Annotated in this window: 21 protein-coding genes and 6 tRNA genes; 1 reads left to right on the top strand and 26 read right to left on the bottom strand. The window is 41.7% G+C overall.

Features of this window, described 5'->3' with window-relative positions; all coding sequences use genetic code 11:
* Positions 1 to 96 precede the first annotated feature (96 nt).
* The 14 genes from rpoB to CPG39_RS04280 all read right to left on the bottom strand — a co-directional run bounded on the left by rpoB (position 97) and on the right by CPG39_RS04280 (position 12,935).
* Positions 97 to 4,170, bottom strand: a complete 4,074-nt coding sequence (gene rpoB / locus CPG39_RS04215; protein WP_096292208.1) for a DNA-directed RNA polymerase subunit beta — start codon at positions 4,168 to 4,170, stop codon at positions 97 to 99.
* A gap of 153 nt (positions 4,171 to 4,323) precedes the next feature.
* Complete coding sequence (gene rplL / locus CPG39_RS04220; protein WP_013647990.1) at positions 4,324 to 4,704, bottom strand: 50S ribosomal protein L7/L12; 381 nt, start codon at positions 4,702 to 4,704, stop codon at positions 4,324 to 4,326.
* 60 nt (positions 4,705 to 4,764) lie between these two features.
* Positions 4,765 to 5,280, bottom strand: coding sequence for a 50S ribosomal protein L10 (gene rplJ / locus CPG39_RS04225; RefSeq protein ID WP_096292210.1), 516 nt, complete (start codon positions 5,278 to 5,280; stop codon positions 4,765 to 4,767).
* Positions 5,281 to 5,587: 307 nt separating this feature from the next.
* Positions 5,588 to 6,283: a 50S ribosomal protein L1 gene (gene rplA / locus CPG39_RS04230; protein ID WP_096292211.1), complete on the bottom strand. Its 696-nt coding sequence runs from the start codon at positions 6,281 to 6,283 to the stop codon at positions 5,588 to 5,590.
* A gap of 1 nt (position 6,284) precedes the next feature.
* Positions 6,285 to 6,716: a 50S ribosomal protein L11 gene (rplK, locus tag CPG39_RS04235; RefSeq protein ID WP_013647993.1), complete on the bottom strand. Its 432-nt coding sequence runs from the start codon at positions 6,714 to 6,716 to the stop codon at positions 6,285 to 6,287.
* 115 nt (positions 6,717 to 6,831) lie between these two features.
* A complete protein-coding gene (gene nusG / locus CPG39_RS04240; RefSeq protein WP_013647994.1) occupies positions 6,832 to 7,365 on the bottom strand; it encodes a transcription termination/antitermination protein NusG in 534 nt (177 codons plus the stop codon).
* A 17-nt stretch (positions 7,366 to 7,382) separates the two neighbouring features.
* Entirely contained in the window at positions 7,383 to 7,727 is a 345-nt protein-coding gene (gene secE, locus CPG39_RS04245; protein WP_096292213.1) for a preprotein translocase subunit SecE, read from the bottom strand.
* 119 nt (positions 7,728 to 7,846) lie between these two features.
* Positions 7,847 to 7,922, bottom strand: a tRNA-Trp gene (locus tag CPG39_RS04250).
* 71 nt (positions 7,923 to 7,993) lie between these two features.
* Positions 7,994 to 9,184 carry an elongation factor Tu gene (gene tuf / locus CPG39_RS04255; protein WP_013647103.1) on the bottom strand — a complete coding sequence of 397 codons (1,191 nt, stop codon included), beginning with the start codon at positions 9,182 to 9,184 and terminating at the stop codon, positions 7,994 to 7,996.
* 48 nt (positions 9,185 to 9,232) lie between these two features.
* Positions 9,233 to 9,307: transfer RNA gene (locus CPG39_RS04260), tRNA-Thr, on the bottom strand.
* Positions 9,308 to 9,359: 52 nt separating this feature from the next.
* Positions 9,360 to 9,433, bottom strand: a tRNA-Gly gene (locus CPG39_RS04265).
* Between the two features lie 84 nt (positions 9,434 to 9,517).
* Positions 9,518 to 9,602, bottom strand: a tRNA-Tyr gene (locus CPG39_RS04270).
* Positions 9,603 to 9,750: 148 nt separating this feature from the next.
* Positions 9,751 to 10,728, bottom strand: a complete 978-nt coding sequence (locus CPG39_RS04275) for an ABC transporter permease (protein ID WP_096292215.1) — start codon at positions 10,726 to 10,728, stop codon at positions 9,751 to 9,753.
* A gap of 20 nt (positions 10,729 to 10,748) precedes the next feature.
* On the bottom strand, positions 10,749 to 12,935 hold the full coding sequence (locus CPG39_RS04280; RefSeq protein ID WP_096294253.1) for an ABC transporter substrate-binding protein: 2,187 nt from the start codon (positions 12,933 to 12,935) through the stop codon (positions 10,749 to 10,751).
* Between the two features lie 136 nt (positions 12,936 to 13,071).
* Here CPG39_RS04280 and CPG39_RS04285 point away from each other — a divergent pair, with 136 nt between their 5' ends.
* Positions 13,072 to 13,857: an enoyl-ACP reductase FabI gene (locus CPG39_RS04285; protein WP_096292216.1), complete on the top strand. Its 786-nt coding sequence runs from the start codon at positions 13,072 to 13,074 to the stop codon at positions 13,855 to 13,857.
* A 6-nt stretch (positions 13,858 to 13,863) separates the two neighbouring features.
* Here the strand turns inward: CPG39_RS04285 and CPG39_RS04290 are convergent, their stop codons facing one another.
* The 12 genes from CPG39_RS04290 to CPG39_RS04345 form a co-directional block, all read right to left on the bottom strand.
* The gene (locus tag CPG39_RS04290) at positions 13,864 to 15,747 is read right to left on the bottom strand and encodes a SurA N-terminal domain-containing protein (RefSeq protein WP_096292217.1); all 1,884 of its coding nucleotides are present in this window, start codon (positions 15,745 to 15,747) and stop codon (positions 13,864 to 13,866) included.
* Positions 15,748 to 15,819: 72 nt separating this feature from the next.
* Positions 15,820 to 15,896, bottom strand: a tRNA-Asp gene (locus CPG39_RS04295).
* A 16-nt stretch (positions 15,897 to 15,912) separates the two neighbouring features.
* Positions 15,913 to 15,988 (bottom strand) — tRNA-Val (locus CPG39_RS04300).
* Positions 15,989 to 16,003: 15 nt separating this feature from the next.
* Positions 16,004 to 16,276 (bottom strand): HU family DNA-binding protein, encoded by a 273-nt coding sequence (locus CPG39_RS04305; RefSeq protein WP_013648000.1) that lies wholly within the window; start codon positions 16,274 to 16,276, stop codon positions 16,004 to 16,006.
* Positions 16,277 to 16,511: 235 nt separating this feature from the next.
* A complete protein-coding gene (locus CPG39_RS04310) occupies positions 16,512 to 17,504 on the bottom strand; it encodes an NAD(P)H-dependent glycerol-3-phosphate dehydrogenase (RefSeq protein ID WP_096292218.1) in 993 nt (330 codons plus the stop codon).
* On the bottom strand, positions 17,501 to 17,983 hold the full coding sequence (locus tag CPG39_RS04315; RefSeq protein ID WP_096292219.1) for an SH3 domain-containing protein: 483 nt from the start codon (positions 17,981 to 17,983) through the stop codon (positions 17,501 to 17,503). Before CPG39_RS04315 ends, CPG39_RS04310 begins: the two co-directional genes overlap by 4 nt.
* Before the next feature lie 37 nt (positions 17,984 to 18,020).
* A complete protein-coding gene (gene secB, locus CPG39_RS04320; protein ID WP_096292220.1) occupies positions 18,021 to 18,458 on the bottom strand; it encodes a protein-export chaperone SecB in 438 nt (145 codons plus the stop codon).
* 64 nt (positions 18,459 to 18,522) lie between these two features.
* A complete protein-coding gene (gene grxC / locus CPG39_RS04325) occupies positions 18,523 to 18,780 on the bottom strand; it encodes a glutaredoxin 3 (RefSeq protein WP_013648004.1) in 258 nt (85 codons plus the stop codon).
* Between the two features lie 8 nt (positions 18,781 to 18,788).
* Positions 18,789 to 19,223, bottom strand: coding sequence for a rhodanese-like domain-containing protein (locus tag CPG39_RS04330; protein ID WP_096292221.1), 435 nt, complete (start codon positions 19,221 to 19,223; stop codon positions 18,789 to 18,791).
* Between the two features lie 201 nt (positions 19,224 to 19,424).
* Complete coding sequence (glcF, locus tag CPG39_RS04335; RefSeq protein ID WP_096292222.1) at positions 19,425 to 20,675, bottom strand: glycolate oxidase subunit GlcF; 1,251 nt, start codon at positions 20,673 to 20,675, stop codon at positions 19,425 to 19,427.
* Complete coding sequence (gene glcE, locus CPG39_RS04340) at positions 20,676 to 21,752, bottom strand: glycolate oxidase subunit GlcE (protein WP_096292223.1); 1,077 nt, start codon at positions 21,750 to 21,752, stop codon at positions 20,676 to 20,678. It abuts the gene before it with no gap.
* Between the two features lie 5 nt (positions 21,753 to 21,757).
* Positions 21,758 to 23,212 carry an FAD-linked oxidase C-terminal domain-containing protein gene (locus CPG39_RS04345; protein ID WP_096292224.1) on the bottom strand — a complete coding sequence of 485 codons (1,455 nt, stop codon included), beginning with the start codon at positions 23,210 to 23,212 and terminating at the stop codon, positions 21,758 to 21,760.
* Positions 23,213 to 23,216 lie beyond the last annotated feature (4 nt).

Consider the following 23,216-nt stretch of genomic DNA (forward strand, 5'->3'; position numbering starts at 1 on the left):
CACTCCTGTAAATCAGAGGGCAATAAAATTTTGATGAAATTTATGTAATATGCATGATGGGATAGGTAAAACTAACCATTCCATTCCTGGAAACAATTAATGTTGTTCCAAATCGATATCCATACCCAGTGAACGTATTTCTTTTACCAATACATTGAATGACTCCGGCATTCCAGCATCAATTTTATGATCGCCCTTAACAATACTTTCATAAACTTTAGTGCGCCCTGTGACATCGTCCGATTTGACAGTTAACATTTCCTGCAAGGTATATGCAGCTCCATATGCTTCCAATGCCCAGACTTCCATCTCACCAAAGCGCTGTCCACCAAACTGTGCTTTACCACCTAATGGTTGCTGTGTTACTAAACTATAAGGACCTGTTGAACGCGCATGCATTTTATCGTCCACCAAATGATGAAGCTTCAAAACATGCATATACCCAACAGTAACCGATCGATCAAAAGCTTCCCCTGTTCGGCCATCGTATAATGTAATTTGACCCGATCTTGGCAATCCTGCAAGCTCCAACATGTCTTTGATTTCTTTTTCAGTTGCACCATCAAATACTGGTGTAGCAAAAGGAACTCCAGCTATCAGATTTTCAGCCAATGATAAAATCTCTTTGTCTGACAAAGAGGAAATATTTTCTTTCTTACCGCTTTCATTATAAATCTTATCAATAAAATCCCTAATTTCATTTATGTTTCTTTGTGCTTTTAGCATTCCATCAATTTTCTTACCGAGACCTTTCGCTGCCCACCCTAAATGCACTTCAAGAATTTGACCTACATTCATTCGCGAAGGAACACCTAGGGGATTTAATACCACATCAACAGGCGTCCCGTCAGCCATATAGGGCATATCTTCCAAAGGTACAATTTTGGAAATAACACCTTTATTACCATGTCGTCCTGCCATTTTGTCACCCGGCTGCAAACGCCTTTTGACCGCGATATAAATCTTGACCATCTTTTGTACGCCAGGTGCCAGTTCATCACCTTGAGTAAGCTTTTTCTTTTTCTCTTCAAATGCAACATCAAATGCCTTACGTTTTTGCACCATACTCTCACGTACTTGCTCTAATTGTATGCTCGCGTCCTCATCCATCAAACGGATATCAAACCAGTAATGTGGATCAAAGCTTTGTAGATATTCGACAGTAATTTCTTTCCCTTTTGCCAGCTTATTTGGCCCTCCCGTAGCAACTTTACCTATCAATAAGCGCTCAAGACGAGAAAATGCATCTTCTTCCACAATGCGCATCTGATCTGCCAAATCTTTTTTGTAGCGATCGAGCTCATCATCAATAATATTTTGAGCTCTCTTATCCCGCTCAATACCCTCACGAGTAAATACTTGCACATCAATTACAGTTCCCGAGATGCCTGATGGAACTCGCAGCGAAGTATCTTTTACATCTGATGCTTTTTCACCAAAAATAGCGCGCAATAACTTCTCTTCCGGTGTTAATTGCGTTTCACCTTTGGGTGTAACTTTGCCAACCAGAACATCACCGGCTTCAACTTCTGCACCAATATAAACAATACCCGATTCATCAAGACGTCCTAACTGATACTCAGATAAATTTGGAATATCAGCCGTTATTTCCTCAGTACCTAACTTGGTGTCACGACTTACAACTGATAGTTCTTCTATATGAATAGAAGTAAAACGATCTTCAGCCACGATCCGTTCTGAAATCAGGATAGAATCCTCAAAGTTATATCCATTCCACGGCATAAATGCCACCAACATATTTTGCCCTAACGCAAGTTCACCCATATCAGTGGATGCACCATCTGCAATAACATCATCTTTGCTGATATTATCACCAACCTTAACTAAAGGACGCTGATTAATATTTGTATTTTGATTGGAACGTGTATATTTTATAAGGTTATAAATATCCACCCCAACCTCTCCCATGTGCGTTTCGATATCATGCACACGCACTACAATTCGACCTGCATCCACATAATCGACTATTCCACCTCGTTTAGCCCGAACAGTAGTACCGGAATGCATTGCTACAACCCTTTCAATTCCTGTACCTACGAGCGGCTTCTCCGCGCGCAAGCAGGGAACTGCTTGACGTTGCATATTTGAGCCCATTAATGCACGATTGGCATCATCATGCTCTAAAAACGGGATTAGGGATGCCGCCACCGATACAATTTGTGCTGGCGCCACATCCACGTATTCAATACGATCAGGTGAAGACAGTGCAAATTCGTTTTTGTAACGGCAAGATACAATCTCACTAATCAATCGATGATTGTGATCAAGCTCAGCATTAGCTTGAGCAATCATAAAGTTGCCTTCTTCAATTGCTGATAAATAATCAATTTCATCAGTTACTTGACTATTCTTAACCCTGCTATAAGGCGTTTCTATAAATCCATACTCATTGGTTCGTGCATATAGCGCCAGTGAGTTAATAAGACCAATATTAGGCCCTTCTGGGGTCTCGATTGGACACACACGACCATAGTGTGTCGGATGGACATCACGCACTTCAAAGCCCGCTCTTTCCCGTGTCAATCCTCCGGGCCCCAATGCCGAAATGCGACGCTTATGCGTTATTTCAGATAATGGATTAGTTTGATCCATAAATTGCGACAGCTGACTGGATCCAAAGAATTCTCGAGCAGCTGCAGACACTGGTTTTGCATTAATTAAATCATGAGGCATCAGATTTTCTGATTCCGCCTGACTCAAACGTTCTTTGACCGCACGCTCTACACGCACCAAGCCGGATCTAAATTGATTCTCCGCCAACTCACCAACTGAACGCACACGTCGATTTCCAAGATGATCAATATCATCTATTTCCCCTCGCCCATTTCTCAGTTCTACCAGAATTTTGATCACCGCAATAATATCTTCATTCGATAGCGTTGGTGATCCTGTCAACTCGATTCTTCCTACTCTACGATTAAATTTCATCCTGCCTACTACGGATAAATCATATCGTTCTGGCGAGTAGAACAACCCGGCAAATAAAGCTTTAACCGCATCTTCTGTCGGCGGTTCACCAGGTCGCATCATACGGTAGATTGCAATCTGTGCATTCATTTCATCGGTTGTTTCATCAATTTTTAATGTCTGAGAAATATAGGCACCATGATTAAGATCATTAACATATAGCGTATTAATTTTCTTTACATTTCCTATGCGAAACTTTGCTATCGTTTCTTCACTGATTTCATCATTAGCAAGCGCTATAATTTCACCGGTATCTGGGTCGACTATATTTTGTGCCAATATTCTTCCCAATAAAAAATCTTCAGGAACTTCTAATTGATCAATTTTAGCTTCTTGCATTTCTCGAATATGCTTAGCTGTAATCCGCTTATCTTTCTGAACAATTATTTTTTTGCCTTTGGCAAAAATATCGAAACTTGCTACTTCTCCACGCAAGCGATCCGGCACGAGCTCAAACCGTATTCCTTTGTCTGAAAAATGAAAGCAATCGAAAATAAAGAACTCTTTCAATATTTGCTCAGAAGTACAACCAATTGCCTTCAACAACGTAGTTACAGGCATTTTACGGCGACGATCTATCCTAAAATACAAACAATCTTTTGGATCAAACTCAAAATCTAACCATGATCCACGATATGGAATAATCCGTGCAGAAAATAGCAATTTTCCTGAAGAATGAGTTTTTCCACGGTCATGTTCAAAAAATACCCCTGGAGAACGATGCAATTGAGAAACAACCACACGCTCAGTCCCATTAATAACAAAAGATCCTGTCTCCGTCATCAAAGGAATTTCACCCATGTAAACTTCCTGCTCTTTGACTTCTTTAACAGTTGGCTTGGATATTTCCTTATCCATAATTGTCAGTCTTACTCTTGCACGCAAGGGCGATGCATAAGTTAATCCTCGTTGCTGACACTCTTTTACATCAAATACTGGCGAACCAAGCTCATAGCTTATAAAATCTAAACGTGCATTTTTGGTATGACTCTCAATTGGAAAAATTGAATTAAAAGCAGCCTGTAATCCTTGAATCCGACGTTTACTAGGTGCGATATTTTCCTGCAGAAAAGCCGCGTAGGATTCTATCTGAGTTGCAAGTAGAAAAGGAATTGATAAAACACTTGCACGCTTGGCAAAACTTTTTCGAATACGTTTTTTCTCTGTGAACGAATAGCTCATGAGTTTTCTCCGGGAGAAGAAGACTGAGGGTTGAATAGTTGAAGTCAAGTAACTATCAATTGCTGAAATGCCAAAAAACGGCACCTCAGATGGTCAAAATATCAAGGGCTGGCAGCGTTAATCTCTTCCCACCAGCCCTATAAAATTACCTCTCTACTTAATCTCGCAAGTAGCACCCGCCTCTACCAGCTGCTTCTGAATTGAATCTGCTTCATCTTTGGATGCACCTTCCTTAACGGGTTTTGGTGCCCCATCAACTAAATCTTTTGCTTCTTTCAAACCTAGACCAGTCACCGCTCTTACTACTTTAATAACATTCACTTTACTTTCGCCAGCGGAGGACAAAATCACAGTAAACTCAGTTTGCTCTGCCTCAGCTGCCGCTCCCCCACCACCGCTAGGTGCAGCGGCGACTGCAACAGCTGCTGCTGCAGACACCCCGAATTTTTCCTCCATTTCTTTAATCAACTTTGACAATTCAAGCACTGTCATATTTGCAATTGCTTCCAATATTTCGTCTTTCGTTACGGCCATAATTATCTCCTAGTAATTTCCTGTATATTAAGCTATTTATATAAAATAGAAGCTGATAAGCTATTTACTATCGCGCACCATCGCTAAACCGCGTACAAATCTAGTTGGCACTTCATTAAGCGTTTGAACAAACTTAGCTATAGGTGCTTGCATTGTTCCCAGTAATTTAGATAACAATTCATCACGACTCGGCAGCGCAGCTAGTGCAGTAATTTCATCACGTGATATTACCTGATTCCCTATTGCACCCACTTTAATCACGAATTTGTCATTCCCTTTGGAAAATTCATGCAATACTTTTGCAGCTGCGACTGGATCGGTACCTATACCATAAACAAGTGGCCCCACCATATGCTTGGCTAGTTCAGCATAAGGTGTGTCAGCAACAGCACGACGAACCAATGAATTTTTTATGACACGAAAATAAATTCCTGATTCACGAGTCTTTGCTCTTAGCTGAGTCAATTGACCAACTTCTAATCCTCGATACTCTGCAATAATGATAGCTTGAGCATTAGATATCCGGGTGCTCACTTCAGCTACTATAGCTTTTTTCTCTTCAAGATTTAGACTCAAGGTTCATTCTCCATCTGTAAAAATAACACTTAGAGTAATTAAATTAATTACTCTAAGTACTACAAATTGGCAACCTTAAACCAGGAAAACAAGACTCCTGTTTTGGGTTCACCATCTACGCTGGGTCTTCATTTGAATTGAGAAAAAATAAAATTTTTTATTTCTCAATTCAGTAAACAAATTTTAAGTATTTCAAATAAAATCCCATTCAATCAGATCATTATTTACATACCCCAGCGGTCTTTGACAACCTACTAATCCATATATACTTCTATATTTATTAGTAGCCCACAAAGTTCTGTCTTTATTACTGTATTATACTTGTTTGATCTATCCTGACACCGACACCCATGGTGCTAGAAACAGAAACTCTTCTTAGATAAACACCCTTTGATGAGATTGGCTTAGATTTATTAAGCGCATCAACTAACGCCTTCAAATTCTGTTTTAATGCATCTATTTCGAATGATGCTCGTCCAATCGTGCAATGAATAATACCTGTTTTGTCAGCTCGAAATTGTATTTGTCCAGCTTTAGCATTCTTAACAGCATTCGCAATATCTGCAGTCACAGTTCCTACTTTTGGATTTGGCATCAGACTGCGAGGCCCTAGGATTTGACCTAATTGACCGACTACCCGCATAGCATCTGGACTTGCAATTGCAATATCAAAATTAATATTTCCCGCCTTGACATCAGCTGCTAAATCTTCAAATCCTACTATATCTGCCCCCGCTTCCTGCGCTTCTTTAGCTTTATCTCCCTGAGCAAATACTGCAACACGAACTATTTTTCCAGTTCCTGCGGGCAAAACTACCGATCCACGCACCGCTTGATCGGATTTCTTCGCATCTATCCCTAAATTTACTGCGATATCAATAGATTCATCAAATCTGGCCGTAGCTGCTTCCTTAACTAATCCAAGTGCTTCATCGATTTGATATATTTTATTGCGATTAACTTTCTCTGCTATGGTTATATAGCGCTTTGATGAACGTGTCATTTTATATACCCTCTACTTCTATGCCCATACTGCGAGCACTTCCTGCTATAGTACGCACTGCAGCATCCAAGTTCGCTGCGGTTAAATCCGGCATTTTTGTTTTTGCTATTTCTTCTGCCTGATTACGATTCAATTTCCCAACTTTATCTGCATGCGGTCTAGCGCTTCCTTTACTTATTCCAGCAGCTTTCTTTATTAATACCGATGCGGGCGTAGTTTTCATCACAAATGTAAAGCTTTTGTCAGCATAGGCAGTAATTACTACCGGTACGGGCAATCCCGGTTCAATTTTCTGCGTAGCTGCATTAAATGCTTTACAAAATTCCATAATATTTAGCTGCCGCTGCCCTAATGCAGGACCAATTGGTGGACTTGGGTTAGCCTTACCTGCCGGCACCTGTAATTTAATATAACCAATTATTTTTTTTGCCACTACGCTCTCCTTATGGGTTAAACGAGTGATGAATCACTCTCCCCAGTTATCTATAATACCAATCAACACTCACACAGCTGTTCTTCAGTTTATTAATTTCAAGAATAAACACTATCTAGGATTTTTCAACTTGATTGAAATCTAATTCTACTGGTGTGGGTCGACCAAAAATTGACACCGATACTCTGAGTTTGCTTTTGTCGTAATTAACATCCTCTACATTGCCATGAAAATCAGTGAATGGACCATCCTTAACACGAATAGCTTCTCCTATTTCAAATAGGATTTTTGGTTTTGGTTTCTCCACGCCTTCTTGGATTTGGTGGAGTATATTATCTACTTCTTTTTGACTTATTGGTGTTGGCTTCATCGCTGATCCACCGACAAAACCCGTTACCTTGTCTATATTCTTAACCAAATGCCAAGTATCATCAGACATTTCCATCTCCACCAAAACATACCCTGGAAAGAATTTTCGTTCACTAATATTCTTTTGTCCGCTTTTCATTTCAATCACTTCTTCCACTGGCACCAAAATTTGACCAAATTTATCTTGCATGCCAGCACGATCAATACGATCTCTTAATGCTCTCTGCACACTTTTCTCATACCCTGAATAAGCGTGAACTACATACCATTTCATACTCATTCTTTCCTCAGAGAAATTTAAGCATCTTGATTCATCATAAGTTTCACAAGAGACATCAGAGCTGCATCGATGAGCCATAAAAACAAAGCCATCACAACAACAAAAGCAAACACCACGCCAGATGTCTGAAGGGATTCCTTACGGCTTGGCCACACGACCTTTTTTATCTCTTCAGAGGATTCTTTACAAAAAGCGTAAAAGTTTTTCCCTTGAGTCGTAAACTTAGCAATAATGGCCGCTGACAATATCCCTATCAATATAGATAAAACACGAATAACCATAGCGCTTTCATTCAAATAAAAGAATCCAGCGACACCTGCCAAAACAAAAAACACTGCAAGCAACAGCTTTAATTTATTCACCTTTTGAATCCCTTGTACCTTACAAAAACATCCATCAAAGTATCTATGGTCGTTTGAATTTTTACTAGAATTATTTTTTATAACTACTTTCTATTTAATAATTCCACTAATTACCTATATGGCAGGCCAGGAGGGCATCGAACCCCCAACCTTCGGTTTTGGAGACCGACGCTCTGCCAATTGAGCTACTGGCCTATTATCTGAAACATTACTGGAGTTATAATAATGTAAGAACAATTATTATTTCAGTCTTTCGGAGAATGTACTTACTCAATAATTTTAGCCACAACGCCTGCACCAACAGTTCTTCCACCTTCACGTATCGCAAAACGCAATCCGTCTTCCATCGCAATTGGCGCTATTAAGTTTACCGTCACCGAAACATTATCCCCAGGCATCACCATCTCTGTTCCCGCTGGCAACTCTATCGCTCCCGTCACATCTGTCGTTCTAAAATAAAATTGGGGACGATAGCCGGGAAAAAACGGAGTATGCCTTCCACCTTCTTCCTTACTTAATACATAAATCTCCGCCGTGAATTTAGTATGGGGTGATATGCTGCCCGGCTTCGCCAATACTTGGCCTCGCTCCACCTCTTCACGCTTCGTACCACGCAAAAGTATCCCCACGTTGTCTCCTGCCTGCCCTTGATCCAGAAGCTTACGAAACATTTCGACCCCCGTGCATACTGTCTTTAGTGTCGGCTTGAGACCCACTATCTCAATCTCTTCACCCACTTTGATTATGCCTCTCTCTACACGACCCGTTACAACAGTTCCGCGACCAGATATTGAAAATACATCTTCAACCGGCATAATAAAGGCACCGTCAATAGCACGCTCCGGTTGTGGAATATAACTATCTAGCGCATCTGCCAATTTCAGAATGGAAGCCTCACCAATATCACTTTGATCACCCTCAAGCGCTTTCAACGCCGATCCAACTATAATCGGCGTATCATCACCTGGAAAATCATATTTCGATAGCAGCTCACGTATCTCCATTTCCACCAACTCAATCAGCTCAGCATCATCAACCATGTCTGCTTTATTCATGTACACAATGATGTAAGGAACACCTACTTGGCGCGCCAACAAAATATGTTCTCGCGTCTGCGGCATCGGACCATCGGCTGCAGATACAACCAATATCGCTCCATCCATTTGGGCCGCTCCCGTAATCATATTCTTTACGTAATCCGCATGGCCCGGACAATCCACATGAGCATAATGACGCTTATCCGTCTCATATTCAACATGAGCTGTGTTTATGGTTATCCCACGCGCACGTTCTTCCGGAGCAGAATCAATTTGATCATAACTCTTCGCTTCTCCACCAAACTTCTTCGTCAATATCGTCGTAATTGCTGCCGTAAGCGTAGTCTTACCATGATCCACGTGCCCTATCGTTCCAACATTCACATGTGGCTTCGACCGCTCAAATTTACTCTTTGCCATGTCTTGTTTCCCCTTTACGTGCTTTAACCATAAAATCTATTCAACCTATGGAGCCCATGGCCAGAATTGAACTGGCGACCTCTCCCTTACCAAGGGAGTGCTCTACCACTGAGCTACATGGGCAAGCATACACAAACAACATTAATTACAATTTACAATTGACACCACTCAAATCTGGAGCGGGTGAAGGGAATCGAACCCTCGTCGTAAGCTTGGAAGGCTTCTGCTCTACCATTGAGCTACACCCGCATCAAACCTTATAAGAAAGCGCAAAATCTACCCATCAAATAGGATTCCCACTCCCTAAAACTGCTATTACTACTCTTTTTAATTTGGTGGAGGGGGAAGGATTCGAACCTTCGAAGGCAGAGCCGTCAGATTTACAGTCTGATCCCTTTGACCGCTCGGGAACCCCTCCGAACGAAACAGGGAATTATGAATATATTGCCCTAATAAGTCAATCTTGTTTTATATTGAAGCAATATAAAAAACCAATAATATTTCAGAATATCATTAAAACAAACCAGAAACACGTTATTTAACAAATCCTAGCGTTAGAAAACAAACTAAGTAAGTCGAATTCTTGGATCAACAAACGTATAAGAAATATCAGTAAGTATCAGGCCCAAAATATAAAGCATTGAGCCTAAAAAAACCATTGCCCTAACAATTGCAAAGTCCTGTGAATTAATGGCATCAATTGTATAACTGCCCAATCCTGGAATACCGAAAAAAGACTCGACTAGCAGGCTGCCCAAAAACAATAGCGGCACCACAACCACCGCACCGGTTAGAATTGGAATTAATGCATTCTTAAGCACATGCCTGAATAAAACCATACGCTCCGATAGTCCTTTCGCTCTAGCTGTACGCACATATTCTTTATTCATCTCCTCTAAAAATATTGTACGATACCAACGAATATTCGATCCAGCACTACTAATAATCCCAATTAAAACCGGCAGCACCAAAAATTTTGTTGCATCTAATCCAGTCCCATAGCCCGATATGGGTACCCAGTGCCATAGCTTGCTTATCAGAAACTGTCCAACGATAATATAAAATAAACTTGAAATAGACATCAGTCCCACACATAGAACTACACCCCAGAAGTCGATATAGGTAGCACGAAAAAAAACCATCAGTAATGCAAAAGTGACATACACAAGCAATCCCAATACAAATACAGGTAACGCAATGGCAAGACTTGGCATCATGCGCGACTTAATTTCTCGTGCGATATCCCGACCATCATCGGAACGTCCAAATTCAAAGATAAACATTGAAATTGATTTCTCAAAGAAAATGGTATTCGTCAGTTTTTCCAGTTTCACAGCTTCGGAATTGAACAATAAAGGTTTATCGTAACCTCGCTCAACTTTCCATTTTTCAATTGCTTCAGGCGTTACATACTTGATACCCAACTGCATACGCGCCATATCGTCAGGTGTATTCACTACAAAAAACAAGGCGAATGTAAGTAAATTAACTCCGATTAAAATCGGTACCGCAAAAAACAAACGTCTAACAATATAACTAAGCATTATCAGTTGTTATCTTTAACTCAGACTATACGTATCGCAGAACTACTTTCATAACGACGGAAAGCATTTACAGCGGGAATAATACTAATCACCAGAATAAATAATATCAATGCAATAGGCCAAAACACAGGCTGATTCCATTCCTGGCGTTTAGCTTCTCGCAAATTAGCATCAATTTTGAAATATTTGAGATTATTATTCGATATTCTATTAGGCTTAACATTCTGATACCAAGAATGATATAAACCATAGTCTTTAGGATGATACCCCCACAACCAAGGCGCATCATAACGTAATATCTCTACCATACGATCTATGATCAATTGTCGTTCCGCTCCGTCCTCCATATTCTTCATCTTTTCAAATAGCTGATTATATTCGTCATTATCATAATTTACAGCATTCTCACCGCTAATTCCGACCTTACGTTGAGGACCATATAATAAAAACAAGAAATTTTCCGGATCAGGATAATCTGCATTCCAGCCCCACTCGAAGATTTGTGCATTACCTTTCCGGATTTTATCCTGAAAACGATTGTAATCAGTACTTCTGACTACCAATTGTATATTTAATTTTTGAAATTGCTTACGCATCCAATCCAGCTTGGATCTATCTTCAGAACTACGTGCTGTCACATCAAAATACAAAATTAATGGCGCTCCCGTTTTCCGATCAATTCCATTTGGATACCCGGCCTCTGCAAGCAAAGCCTTGGCAGTTTTTATTGATTTTCGCTGTGGCTGGTCATCAATCCAGTCATAGACTATCGGATTAATACCTGCCCGGCCATCACGATAACCCACAATTCCAGGCGAAATCGGGCTTTGCGCAGGTATCCCTCGACCATTTGCAAAAATTGAAATAAATTCTTCATAATCTACCGCAATCGAAATTGCCTGACGAAGCTTTCTAGCTGATTCACGTTCACGTTCATTTCTCCCGCCCACCACAGGATCCAGCATGTTAAAACCCATATAATAAGTTGATACCGCCACGGTTGTTTCCAATCTGATTCCTTGCTCTTCCATTTCTCGAGTAACTGTAGCCTCTCCTTGCCCCACTAACTGAACCGCTTGATCAAAACTATCGGAGCCTATGCCGGTGGCATCATAATAGCCTTGTAAAAATTTATTCCACCTGGGAATGCTTTCTTTTTCCCGGGTATAGACAACTTTATCAATAAATGGCAGTTTTTTTCCTGCATCCTTTAGCAACTCATTTTTCTCATCTTCAGACATACCATTTACCGGATAGTATTCGTCACGAAAGTTCGGATTCTTTTCCAACACCATGCGCAGATTGGGATCGTTTTCAGTGAGCATATAGGGACCTGTACCAACTGGATACCAATCTAGTGTTATGTTCTTTTGCACTAATCCCGGTTGAGAATAAAAGCGATCTGCTTCCCAAGGAATCGGCGCAAAAAAAGGCATAGCTAACCAATATTGAAATTGAGGATACTTGCCATGTATTTTTATGCTATATGTATATTTATCAATTAGTTGAACTCCTTCCAGCTGATACTTCCTCAGATCCAGGTATGCTTCTTCCTTAGGTCGATTTTGTTCTGCATGCTTCAATTTAGCGGCGTAGTCCTTCAGCCCCACTATGTAATCCGCCATGAGTCCGTATATTGGAGAATGCAATCTTGGATGAGCCAGACGTTTAATCTGATATACATAATCTTCGGCTTCTAACTCTCTAGTATGCGTGTATGGAAAATCGGACAACTTAAATATCGATATTAATACGTCCTCATTCAGTGCATGATATAACCAATTATTTTGTTCATCTATTACAAAAGCTGGATGTGGTTGAAAGGAAATTCCTGGTTTAATCGAGATCTCATAAACACTATAAGCAATATCGTCGGAACGCGCTTCATCCGGCAGCTGATTATCTTCTGCGTCAAAATATCTCACAACGGGCATTTTGTCTGCAGTTGCCGGAATTAAAACAAAAGGTCGTTTCAAATAATGATACTGTAAGGGAGGCTCGTAAATTTGGGCAGTAAACTGAATTTCGTTTGAACTGTAAGATTGCACCGGATCAAGATGCTTAGGGCGTTCACTAAATACGCTATAAAGAATATTTTTCCCTGCATCCGATGCAGCATAAGGATTATTCCAACTATACTCGCCACATGCGGCTAATTGCACAATAATAACAATCAATAACCAAAATTTAATTAATAAAATTTTCATTGCAAACGCGGCTTTTCGGAATCTGTTTAAAGTCAAAATGATACCCACATCTTCAACTCATTCTTGTGTTTAACACCACCTAATTCAACCCTTCGGCTATAATTTGCCAAAATGCTCAATTTTACAAGGAAAATTTATGGGATTTCTAGCAAATAAACGCGTGCTCATTACAGGATTACTCAGTAACCGCTCGATTGCTTATGGTATTGCCAGCGCCATGAAACGCGAAGGTGCATCATTAGCGTTCACTTATCAAAGTGAAGAGCTTCGTGGACGGGTTGAGAAACTGGCCGCTGAATTTAGCAGTAACTTACTTTTTCCCTGCAATGTAGCTAGTGACGATGAAATATCGATGTGCTTTGAGCAACTGCAGAAACATTGGGACGGACTGGATTGTATTATCCATTCGATTGCCTTTGCACCCCGGGAAGCTCTAAGTGGAGATTACCTAGAAAGTGTTAATAGAGAGGCTTTCCAAATTGCGCACGACATCAGTGCTTATAGTTTCTCCGCTCTTGCTAAAGCTGCTCTGCCATTAATGCAAAACAGAAATGGCGCACTTTTGACATTAAGCTACTTGGGTGCTGTTCGCGTCATGCCCAACTACAATGTAATGGGATTAGCCAAAGCCAGTCTTGAAGCAAATGTTCGCTTCATGGCTTCCAGTCTGGGTCAAAAAGGAATACGTGTTAATGCTATCTCTGCCGGACCAATTAAAACTCTGGCAGCTTCCGGTATTGGAAACTTTGGAAAGTTATTAGGTTATACTGAGAAAGTCTCTCCGCTACGACGCAATGTCACCATCGAAGAAGTTGGCAATGTCGCTGCATTCTTATGCAGTGATCTGGCTAGTGGAATTACCGGTGAGATAACTTATGTAGACGCAGGTTTCAATACCGTCGCATTTAATCTCAGTGATTAACCAAAATCAAAAATTATTCTGTATGATTTTGACATCATACCGTTGTCTGATTGCAGCCAGATAAGATGATATTTCTTCTTGTGTTATCATCTGCTGCAATTGTTTAGCGAAGTTCTCAGGCGTTGTTTTTTCATCTGAATCAGGTTCTATGACTTTGCTAATTCGTATCAAATTGAATCCACCTTCCGGTTTAACCGCACCGACATAAGCCGGAAGCTCATCAACTTCTGCTCGAAAAATAGCCCGTAGAACCTCATGATCTAATCCCTGTGGCTGCATATAAGAAATCAACTGCGCATCGTCCCAAGCAACATCATCAAGAACCTCCCCCGCCTGCAATCGGACAAGCTTTTCTTGCCCCTCTGCTACAGCCATTGATACAGCCATCTCTTTCTTGAGTTTCTCCACAATCTCATCCTTAACAACCGCTAGTGATTGCGAAGTAGCCGGTTTATATTCAATAATACGCGCAGAAACAAATGTATCAGGGTTTACCTCGATAGCTTCTGTATTACGGTTATTTGAAATAACGTCATCTGAGAAAATTGCTGATAACAAATTTTCATTGGCAAGGATCGCAGGCTCTTTTGAATCTTTTGTAATCCAATCACTTTTCTCTATGATTAATTCAAATTTTTCTGCTGCTGCTTGCAGACTTTCACCCTGCTCATAAACAACATTGCTAAAATCTTCAACAATCTCACCAAAAACACTTTCTACCATTTCAACTTTGAGCGTATTCTCAATTTGTTCACGAACCTCTTCTAGATCTGGATGCCGTTCTTCCTTAATTGCAGTTAATTTGATTATATGCAGACCAAAATCTGTCTCCACTATGTCGCTGATTTCATCCAATTGCATCGAAAAAATTTCATCTTCAAAAGATTTAACCATGACTCCGCGGGCAAAGAAACCAAGATCGCCTCCTCGCATTGCTGAACCAGGATCATCTGAATGCTCCTTGGCTATTTCTGCGAATTGATCAGGATTCTGTTTAACCTGCTCCAAAATCCTCTTAGCCTTCTCTCGCGCCATCTGCTTTTCCTCTTCCGGCGCATCTGGAGATACACTGATTAATATGTGACTAGCCTTACGTTCTTCAGATTGACCAAACTCCGATTGATGTTCTGAAAAATATGTATTGATCGCCTCGTCACTCACAAACTCATTTTTTGCCACCTTTTCCAACGACAAAACCAGATATTCAACTTTGGCACGTTCCGGCAAATCAAAATCTGTTTTATGCTGCTCATAATAAGCCGAAATATCTGCTTCTTCGGGTATGGCCTGAGAAAGGAATTGATCCGGCGTAATTTTCGACTGACTGATTTCACGTCGTACCTCACTAAGATACTGTACCCTCTCAGTAGTAGTTCTAGGCGTAATGGCATTTTCACTATATCCATCCAGTAATTGTTGCAGCAATAATTCATTGCGCACACGCGACTCAAATATTACCGGAGTAAGCCCCTGATTACGCAATAATTCCTCATACTGTTGCTTAGAGAACTTATTATTCTTTTGGAATGCTTGGACATCCTGAATTGTCTTAATTAACTGTGAATCCAAAACAACGAAGCCATTTTTAACAGCTTCTTGGTACAATAGCCTTTGCTGAATCAGTCTTTCAAGTACAGAGCTTCTCACTTCAGAAGTATCAAGCATCGCGCTATCAAAGTTTGCGCCAAGCATAGCCCGCACTCTTTCATGATGATCACGTAATGCCTGTTCATATTCTCGCCGAGAAATTTCTTCACCTTCGACGACCGCAACATAGCCTTCGCTACCATCATTCCTATAGGATTCCACACCCCAAAACATAAATGGCAAAACTGCTAAGCCCAGAATTACTTGAACAACACGCTTTTTTCGATTGACTAGATCAAACACAATTAGAATCTGCGAAAACTATTTTAGTGGAAAAAACTCGGAGGATTAAAATCCTATTACTCATTCTTTTTTTGGCGGAGTGGACGGGACTCGAACCCGCGACCCCCGGCGTGACAGGCCGGTATTCTAACCAACTGAACTACCACTCCCAAACTGGCTATTGATTGGTGGGTGCTGACGGGATCGAACCGCCGACATTCGCCTTGTAAGGGCGACGCTCTACCAGCTGAGCTAAGCACCCCAATCAGAAAGTGCGCTAGTTTACTGCATCTTTGAGCGCTTTACCAGCACTGAATTTAGGAACCTTAGCTGCTTTGATCTTAATAGCTGCTCCCGTACGAGGATTACGACCCGTACGTGCAGCTCGTGTACCTACTTTAAAAGTCCCAAATCCGACCAAAGTTACACTCTCATTTTTTTTAAGCGCTCCCTTTATTGCAGTTAATGCTCCATCCAATGCGCTTCCTGCCGAGGCTTTGGAAATTTTAGCCGATTTTGCGATAGCTTCAATAAGTTCGGATTTGTTCATATAATTCCCCTTCTAAGTTTAATGGTAATTAAATCACAAGCAAATACTGCAGTCGCACTTATATCAAGCCGTTAACGCACGGTCAAGCAAATTAAGGCATTTCGGCCACATCAATTATTTGATCAATCTACATCACGAAAAAACATATTTTATGCAACACGAATAAAATCATATAAAAACAATACCCTATAAAATAGGGCAAAAACCACCTACTCTTCTTCGCATTAATAGAATATCAATAAATTTCTGATTTCTGTTCACGATTTAACAACACCTCTACAGCACACCGTGCTGACACCCCTTCATGTAAAATACTGCAAATTGCCTGTGTGATGGGCATTTCAATATTCAATCTCTTACCTAACTGCAGCACTGATAGCGCTGCATGCACACCTTCAGCAACATGTCCAAGTTCATTTAAAATATCATGTAATGTTTTCCCCGCCGCTAACATCAAACCTACTTGCCTATTCCGAGATAAATCGCCCGTACTTGTCAGAATTAAATCACCTACACCCGCTAACCCTATAAAAGTCTCCATCTTTCCGCCCAAGCTCAGACCCAGCCTAGTGATTTCCATTAAACCACGTGTGATTAATGCGGCACGCGCATTGTGACCAAACCCAATGCCGTCAGAAATACCTGCGGCGATGGTAATTACATTCTTTATCGCACCTCCAATTTCCACACCAGTGATGTCTTCACTCGTATAGATTCTCAGTCTTGAGCTATGTAATTCTACTGATATTCTGCTTGAAAACTCATGATCGGTAGAGGCAAATGTTAAAGCTGTCGGTAACCCTCGTGCAACTTCTTCCGCAAAACTGGGGCCCGATAAAACTCCGCAGCGAGAAAGCGTTACGTCATATTCTTCCGCAACGATCTGATGAGGTAGATAAGCAGTTCCTGTCTCTAAGCCCTTACATCCCCATACTAGCGGCACTCTGATATTGCTCGCAACAATAGTTCGTAAAGTTTCACGTAAACCCGCAATGGGAACAACAAGTAAAGCAAGATCAACATTATCAAGCGCTTCAGTGAGTTGCGAGGTAATATTTAGCGATTCAGGTAACGAATGTCCTGGCAAAAAGGATTGATTAATGCGCCTGCTACCCATGTCAATCGCGTGGTCTGGATCCTTTGTCCACAAATTTATTTGATGACGCGCAGAAAAACTAATTGCTAATGCAGAACCCCATGCACCTGCGCCCAGTACAGCAATTTTCATGAACCCCAAACCTGGTTGACTTTGATATAGCCTGTTTGACCGTCTCTATGCCGCACTTTTATCCACCCTTGGATATCCGACGGCATCCACTCCATAACGATATTCTCTTCAACCTGAAATATTAATTCCGATTTAATATCGGCAGACTGGTGAACATCAGCCAATGGTACTATGACAATGACATAGCGTTGCTGGCTCAAATCTTTCTTTTGAACCCAAGCAAGACTCCCGCTACTATCCCGGACTTTTGCCCATCCCTCGACATCCACTACGACTTCAACCGGTAGATGACGACCTGCAACAAATAATTTATCGGCCTGTAGCGATGGAGCGTCATACATAACGATTGCATTCTCGGCTATTGAAAAAAATTCCATGTCAGCCAAAACATATCCTGGATATAAAAACCACATGCTCATCACTGCAGTCAGCATTTTATATTCCAATCTAAGTGTTAGATTTTGGAATTTTTTCTTCATTGTCAAATTACTTCTATTTTTCAAGTTTTTTATTCTTTTAGTGTGTGCTGGGTTCTGTTTTCTTTTGTTGATAGATCGCTTCAAAATTTACCGGATTAAGAATTACAGGCGGAAAGCCCGCCCTAGTCACAATATCCGATACTACCTCACGCAAATAAGGAAAAAGAATATTAGGACATCCAATACCCAGAACGGGATCTATTTCCTCATTCGGAATATTTTGAATACGAAAAATACCGGTCTGTTGAGCCTCAACCAGAAACATTATTTTATCTTTAATCTTAGCGGTAACCGTTACCGTTAACTGCACTTCGTACAAACCAGTATCAATACTCTGATTTCTAGTTCCAAGTTGCAGATTGATCTCAGGCGTATCCCTTTCCAAAAAGATACTGGGTGCATTGGGAATCTCCAAGGATAAATCCTTTACATAAATTTTTTCTATGGCAAAAACTGGTTGTTGTTGCTCACTCATATTTAATATCCAGATGAATAAAAAGTTAACTTATTATTTAAATCGCAATGCTCTGATTACGTGATTACACTGCCAGTAATGCCACCAACTCCCCCTTACGATCAAGTTGCGTTAAATCATCATAACCTCCCACATGATGCCCACCGATATAAATCTGGGGAACAGTGCGGCGACCGGTTTTATCCATCATCTCAACACGCTGATCAGGCTCCAGGTCAATACGAATTTTCTCAATTACCTCAACGCCTTTTGAACGTAATAGACTTTCTGCCATTTTACAATAAGGGCAGAAACCGGTCGTATACATAATTACTTTGGGCATAGGGTTCTTTAGCGTTTGGCAATTGGTAAACCTGCGCGTTTCCATGCGTCAATGCCGCCCATGAGATTAATTACCTGAGCAAATCCATTCTTCTTCAAAACCAAACTGGGATTATTCGATCGAATACCACCACGATATATTACGATAATGGGCTTCTCTTTAAACTTCTGAAGTTCTGTCCAGCGTTCCGCAATTTTTTCAGCGGGAATATGCTTGGAGTTCGGCAAATGGCCCGCGGTATACTCACTATCATCCCGAACATCAAGCACTAGTGCATCCTGGTAGTTGATTAATTGTACAGCCGCTCGCGTATCAACTTCTTTTATGCCGCGCTGGGTAAATATTGGCCATAGCAATAACGATCCACTGACTAATGCAGTAATAACAAAGAGTAAATTTTCTAACCTGAGCAAAAAATGATCTTGAAATAGTGATAATTCCATATAAATTTTATTCTGTTTTTAAACGATGATTTTATCAGAAACTAAAAAACTGCGGGGTTCCTTTATCTTCCTACACAAAGAGCAAATACTTAATTCAGATAAGGCACTGACTGAGTTCTAAAAATTAAATCTAACTCAGTTTGTGCTTATGCGCGTCTTTGTTGCCCGAACCAAACTCATTTACTGGTAAATAATAAAACTTTAACCGTTATGGCTGGTTAACCGTTCGTCCAATAATTCAATCCAATGTTTAACAGGTATCGATGTACCGTTTTGCAGATGCATCAAACACCCAATATTAGCAGTAGCAACCTTAGTCGGTTTTCCGGATTCAAGGGCAATGACTTTGTTTCTCAATAATTGCTGCGAAAGTTCCGGCTGTAAAATTGAATACGTACCTGCTGAACCGCAACACAGGTGTGCATCGGGCACAGCGGTTAAATCAAAGCCAGCAAGAGTCAGAATTTGCTCCACTACGCCAGGAATTTTCATGCCATGCTGCAGGGTACAGGGAGAATGAAAGGATAATTTCGTGTGATTCGGCTCTACTCTCAATTTGATCAATTCTTGCAGATTCCCGGTTTCAGCCAGTAATACTTCACTAATATCTTTGGTCAAAGCTGAAATATTTGCCGCTTTCTCTGCATAATCCGGATCATGACTTAATAAATGTCCATATTCTTTAACTGTTACCCCACATCCACTGGCGGTCATCACAATCGCCTCAATCCCTTTCTGCTCAACTATAGGCCACCACGCATCGATATTGCGCCGCATATAATTAAGTCCATCCTGCTGGGCATTCAAATGAAAAGTAACCGCACCACAACATCCTGCATTCTCAGCCTTGATCAGTGATATGCCCAAGCTGTTCAATACGCGTGCAGTAGCGATATTAATATTAGGTGCCAATGATGGTTGCACGCAACCAGCAAGAATCAGCATTGTGCGCACGTGCCGCTCTGCAGGCCATGCGTTGAGGGAGCCAGACCTGACTGGAATTTTTCTTTTAAGGCTTTGTGGTAAGAATGGACGAACGACTTGACCCATTCTTAATAATGTATTGAACCACAATGGATTAGGTAAAATTTTTCGTAATGTGTAACGAAAAAATTCTGCTCCAAGATTACGTTTTACCTGTTTCTCGACAATGCCACGGCTAATATCCACCAACGTGCCATAACGTACTCCTGATGGGCAAGTTGTTTCACAGGCACGGCAAGTAAGACAACGATCCAGATGCAATTGCGTTTTTTGCGTTACCGGTTGCCCTTCCAGCATCTGTTTCATTAGATAAATACGACCGCGTGGACTATCCAGCTCATCCCCCAGAATCTGATAGGTAGGACAAGTAGCCAGACAAAAACCACAGTGTACACAACTGCGCAGAATGGCATCCGCTTCCTGTCCATGCGGTGAATTCTTTATAAAATCAGCAAGCTTGGTTTGCATTTAAAATTCTGGATAAAGTCGACCGGGATTAAAGATTTTTGATGGGTCAAACTGCTCTTTCAGCAGATGATGAATTTTCATCATAACCGGATCCAATGGATGAAATACAGCATTGCGAAACTCACGACTACGAAACAAAGTAGCATGACCACCCGCATCTTTAGCTATTTTACGAATAATCTCCTGATCTACGCTTGCGTCGCAAAGCAACCACCGTAAACTGCCATTCCATTCCAGCAATTGTTTCCCAGGCAATAAAATCGGTACTGTTGTTGATTTAATCGATAAACGCCATAGAAGCTTATCTGATTGAAAAAAATCATGCCACTGCTCACGCACCGATTGCCAGAAGTCCCTGCCTCCAGCCAACTCTTCACCCCCCAATTTTGCCTGCGCTGCGCGAACCGCTGATTCCGCACCGGACAACCTGAGAAATAACACACCTCCCACATAACAAGTTGCCGAAATCGGCAGCGGCTTGCCAGCCCACTGATTCATTTTCTCAATTGCTGCAGCTTCATCCATAGACATTTGCAATGTAATTTCAACCCTTGGTTTTGGCAAAACCTTCAATGAAATTTCGAGCAATACACCTAAAGTACCCATGGCTCCCACCATTAGTCGGGAAACATCATAACCAGCAACATTTTTCATCACTCGCCCACCAAACCGCAAATCTCTACCTTTCCCGTCGAGTAATCGCATACCCAGTACAAAATCACGTGCCGCACCCGCAGCAGCACGCCGCGGACCCGATAAACCCGTCGCCATACAACCGCCCAAAGTCGCATTCGCACCGAAATGGGACGGCTCGAATGCTAGCATTTGCCCTTGTTGCTCCAGCAAAGACTCCAGATCCATTAAGCGTGTTCCCGCGCATGCTGTAATCACTAACTCCGTCGGTTCGTAATCAATAATGCCGTGATACGTCGTCATATCTAACACTATCTCCCCCTGCCCAAATGAGGAATTACCATAAAAATGCTTGGTACCGCCGCCACGTATTTGCAATGGGGATTTGTTCTCAGATGCAGTATGAATGACTGCTTTATACTGATCGATAATAGCTTGTTGCATAGATTCTAAAATCGCGGTAATTCCGCAAATCTTTCTTCACCTCGATGCACATGCATCGCACCCAATTCCGCACAACGATGTAAAGTGGGAACCGCCTTACCGGGGTTCAGCAATCCCATCGGATCAAATGCCGCCTTAACGGCATGAAACATTTCCAGCTCCCCCTTACCGAATTGGACGCACATCTGGTTGATTTTTTCCATACCCACGCCATGCTCCCCTGTTATCGTACCACCTGCATGAATGCACATTTCCAGTATCTTTCCACCAAACTCCTCTGTTCTTTCCAGTTCACCAGCCTGATTGGCATCATATAAAATGAGAGGATGTAAGTTACCATCCCCTGCATGAAACACATTCATACACCGCAATCCATATTCCTGGGATAGCTTCTCAATACCGCGCAGTACATCGGCTAATCGTTTGCGCGGAATCGTCCCATCCATGCAATAGTAATCCGGCGACACTCTTCCAGCAGCTGGAAATGCCGCTTTCCGTCCGGCCCAAAACCTAAGGCGCTCGGCTTCATCGCGCGAGGTACTGATTTTGGTTGCGCCGCCTTGCTGCATAATGGCATAAATTCGCTTGATTTCATCGGCCACTTCTTCTGCGCTGCCATCGGATTCGCATAGTAAAATTGCCTCCGCATTCAGGTCATAACCCGCATGTAAAAATTCTTCCACTGCATGGATAGTAATTTTATCCATCATTTCCATCCCTGCCGGGATAATACCTGCCCCAATCACATCCGCCACCGCATTGCCCGCCTTGATCACATCATCAAATGCCGCCATTACCAGCTGTGCTTTTTCCGGCATAGGAATCAGTTTCACCGTAATTTCCGTGACTATACCGAGCATACCTTCACTTCCGGTTATTAATGCGAGCAAATCATATCCCGCACTATCCAAGCTCTCACCTCCTATTTCCAGAGGCTCTCCATCAATCATCACAATCCGCAATTTAACAATATTGTGCACAGTAAGACCATATTTCAGGCAATGCACGCCTCCTGAATTTTCCGCCACGTTGCCGCCAATCGAGCAAGCAATCTGCGATGAAGGATCTGGCGCATAATATAAACCATACATCGCCACTGCTTCACTAATTGCCAGATTTCTGACCCCGGGCTGTACACGCGCCGAACGCGCCAGTGGATCTATCGCAACGATTTGATTTAACCTCGCCAATGACAGTAAAACACCTTGTGCATGCGGAAGTGCGCCTCCCGATAAGCCAGTACCGGCGCCTCGTGCCACCACAGGAGTTCTCATTGCATGGCAAAGCTGCAAAATTTTGATGATTTGCTCTTCCGTATGCGGCAACACAACTACCAGCGGCAAAGCCCGATACGCTGATAAACCATCGCATTCATACGGTCTCAAATCTTCGACTTCGTATAGCACCGCATCATGCGGCAATATCATACGCAGTTTGTTAATAAGTTCTGGTAGAGCCATATGG

Source organism: Nitrosomonas ureae (assembly GCF_900206265.1).
Lineage (GTDB): Bacteria > Pseudomonadota > Gammaproteobacteria > Burkholderiales > Nitrosomonadaceae > Nitrosomonas > Nitrosomonas ureae_C.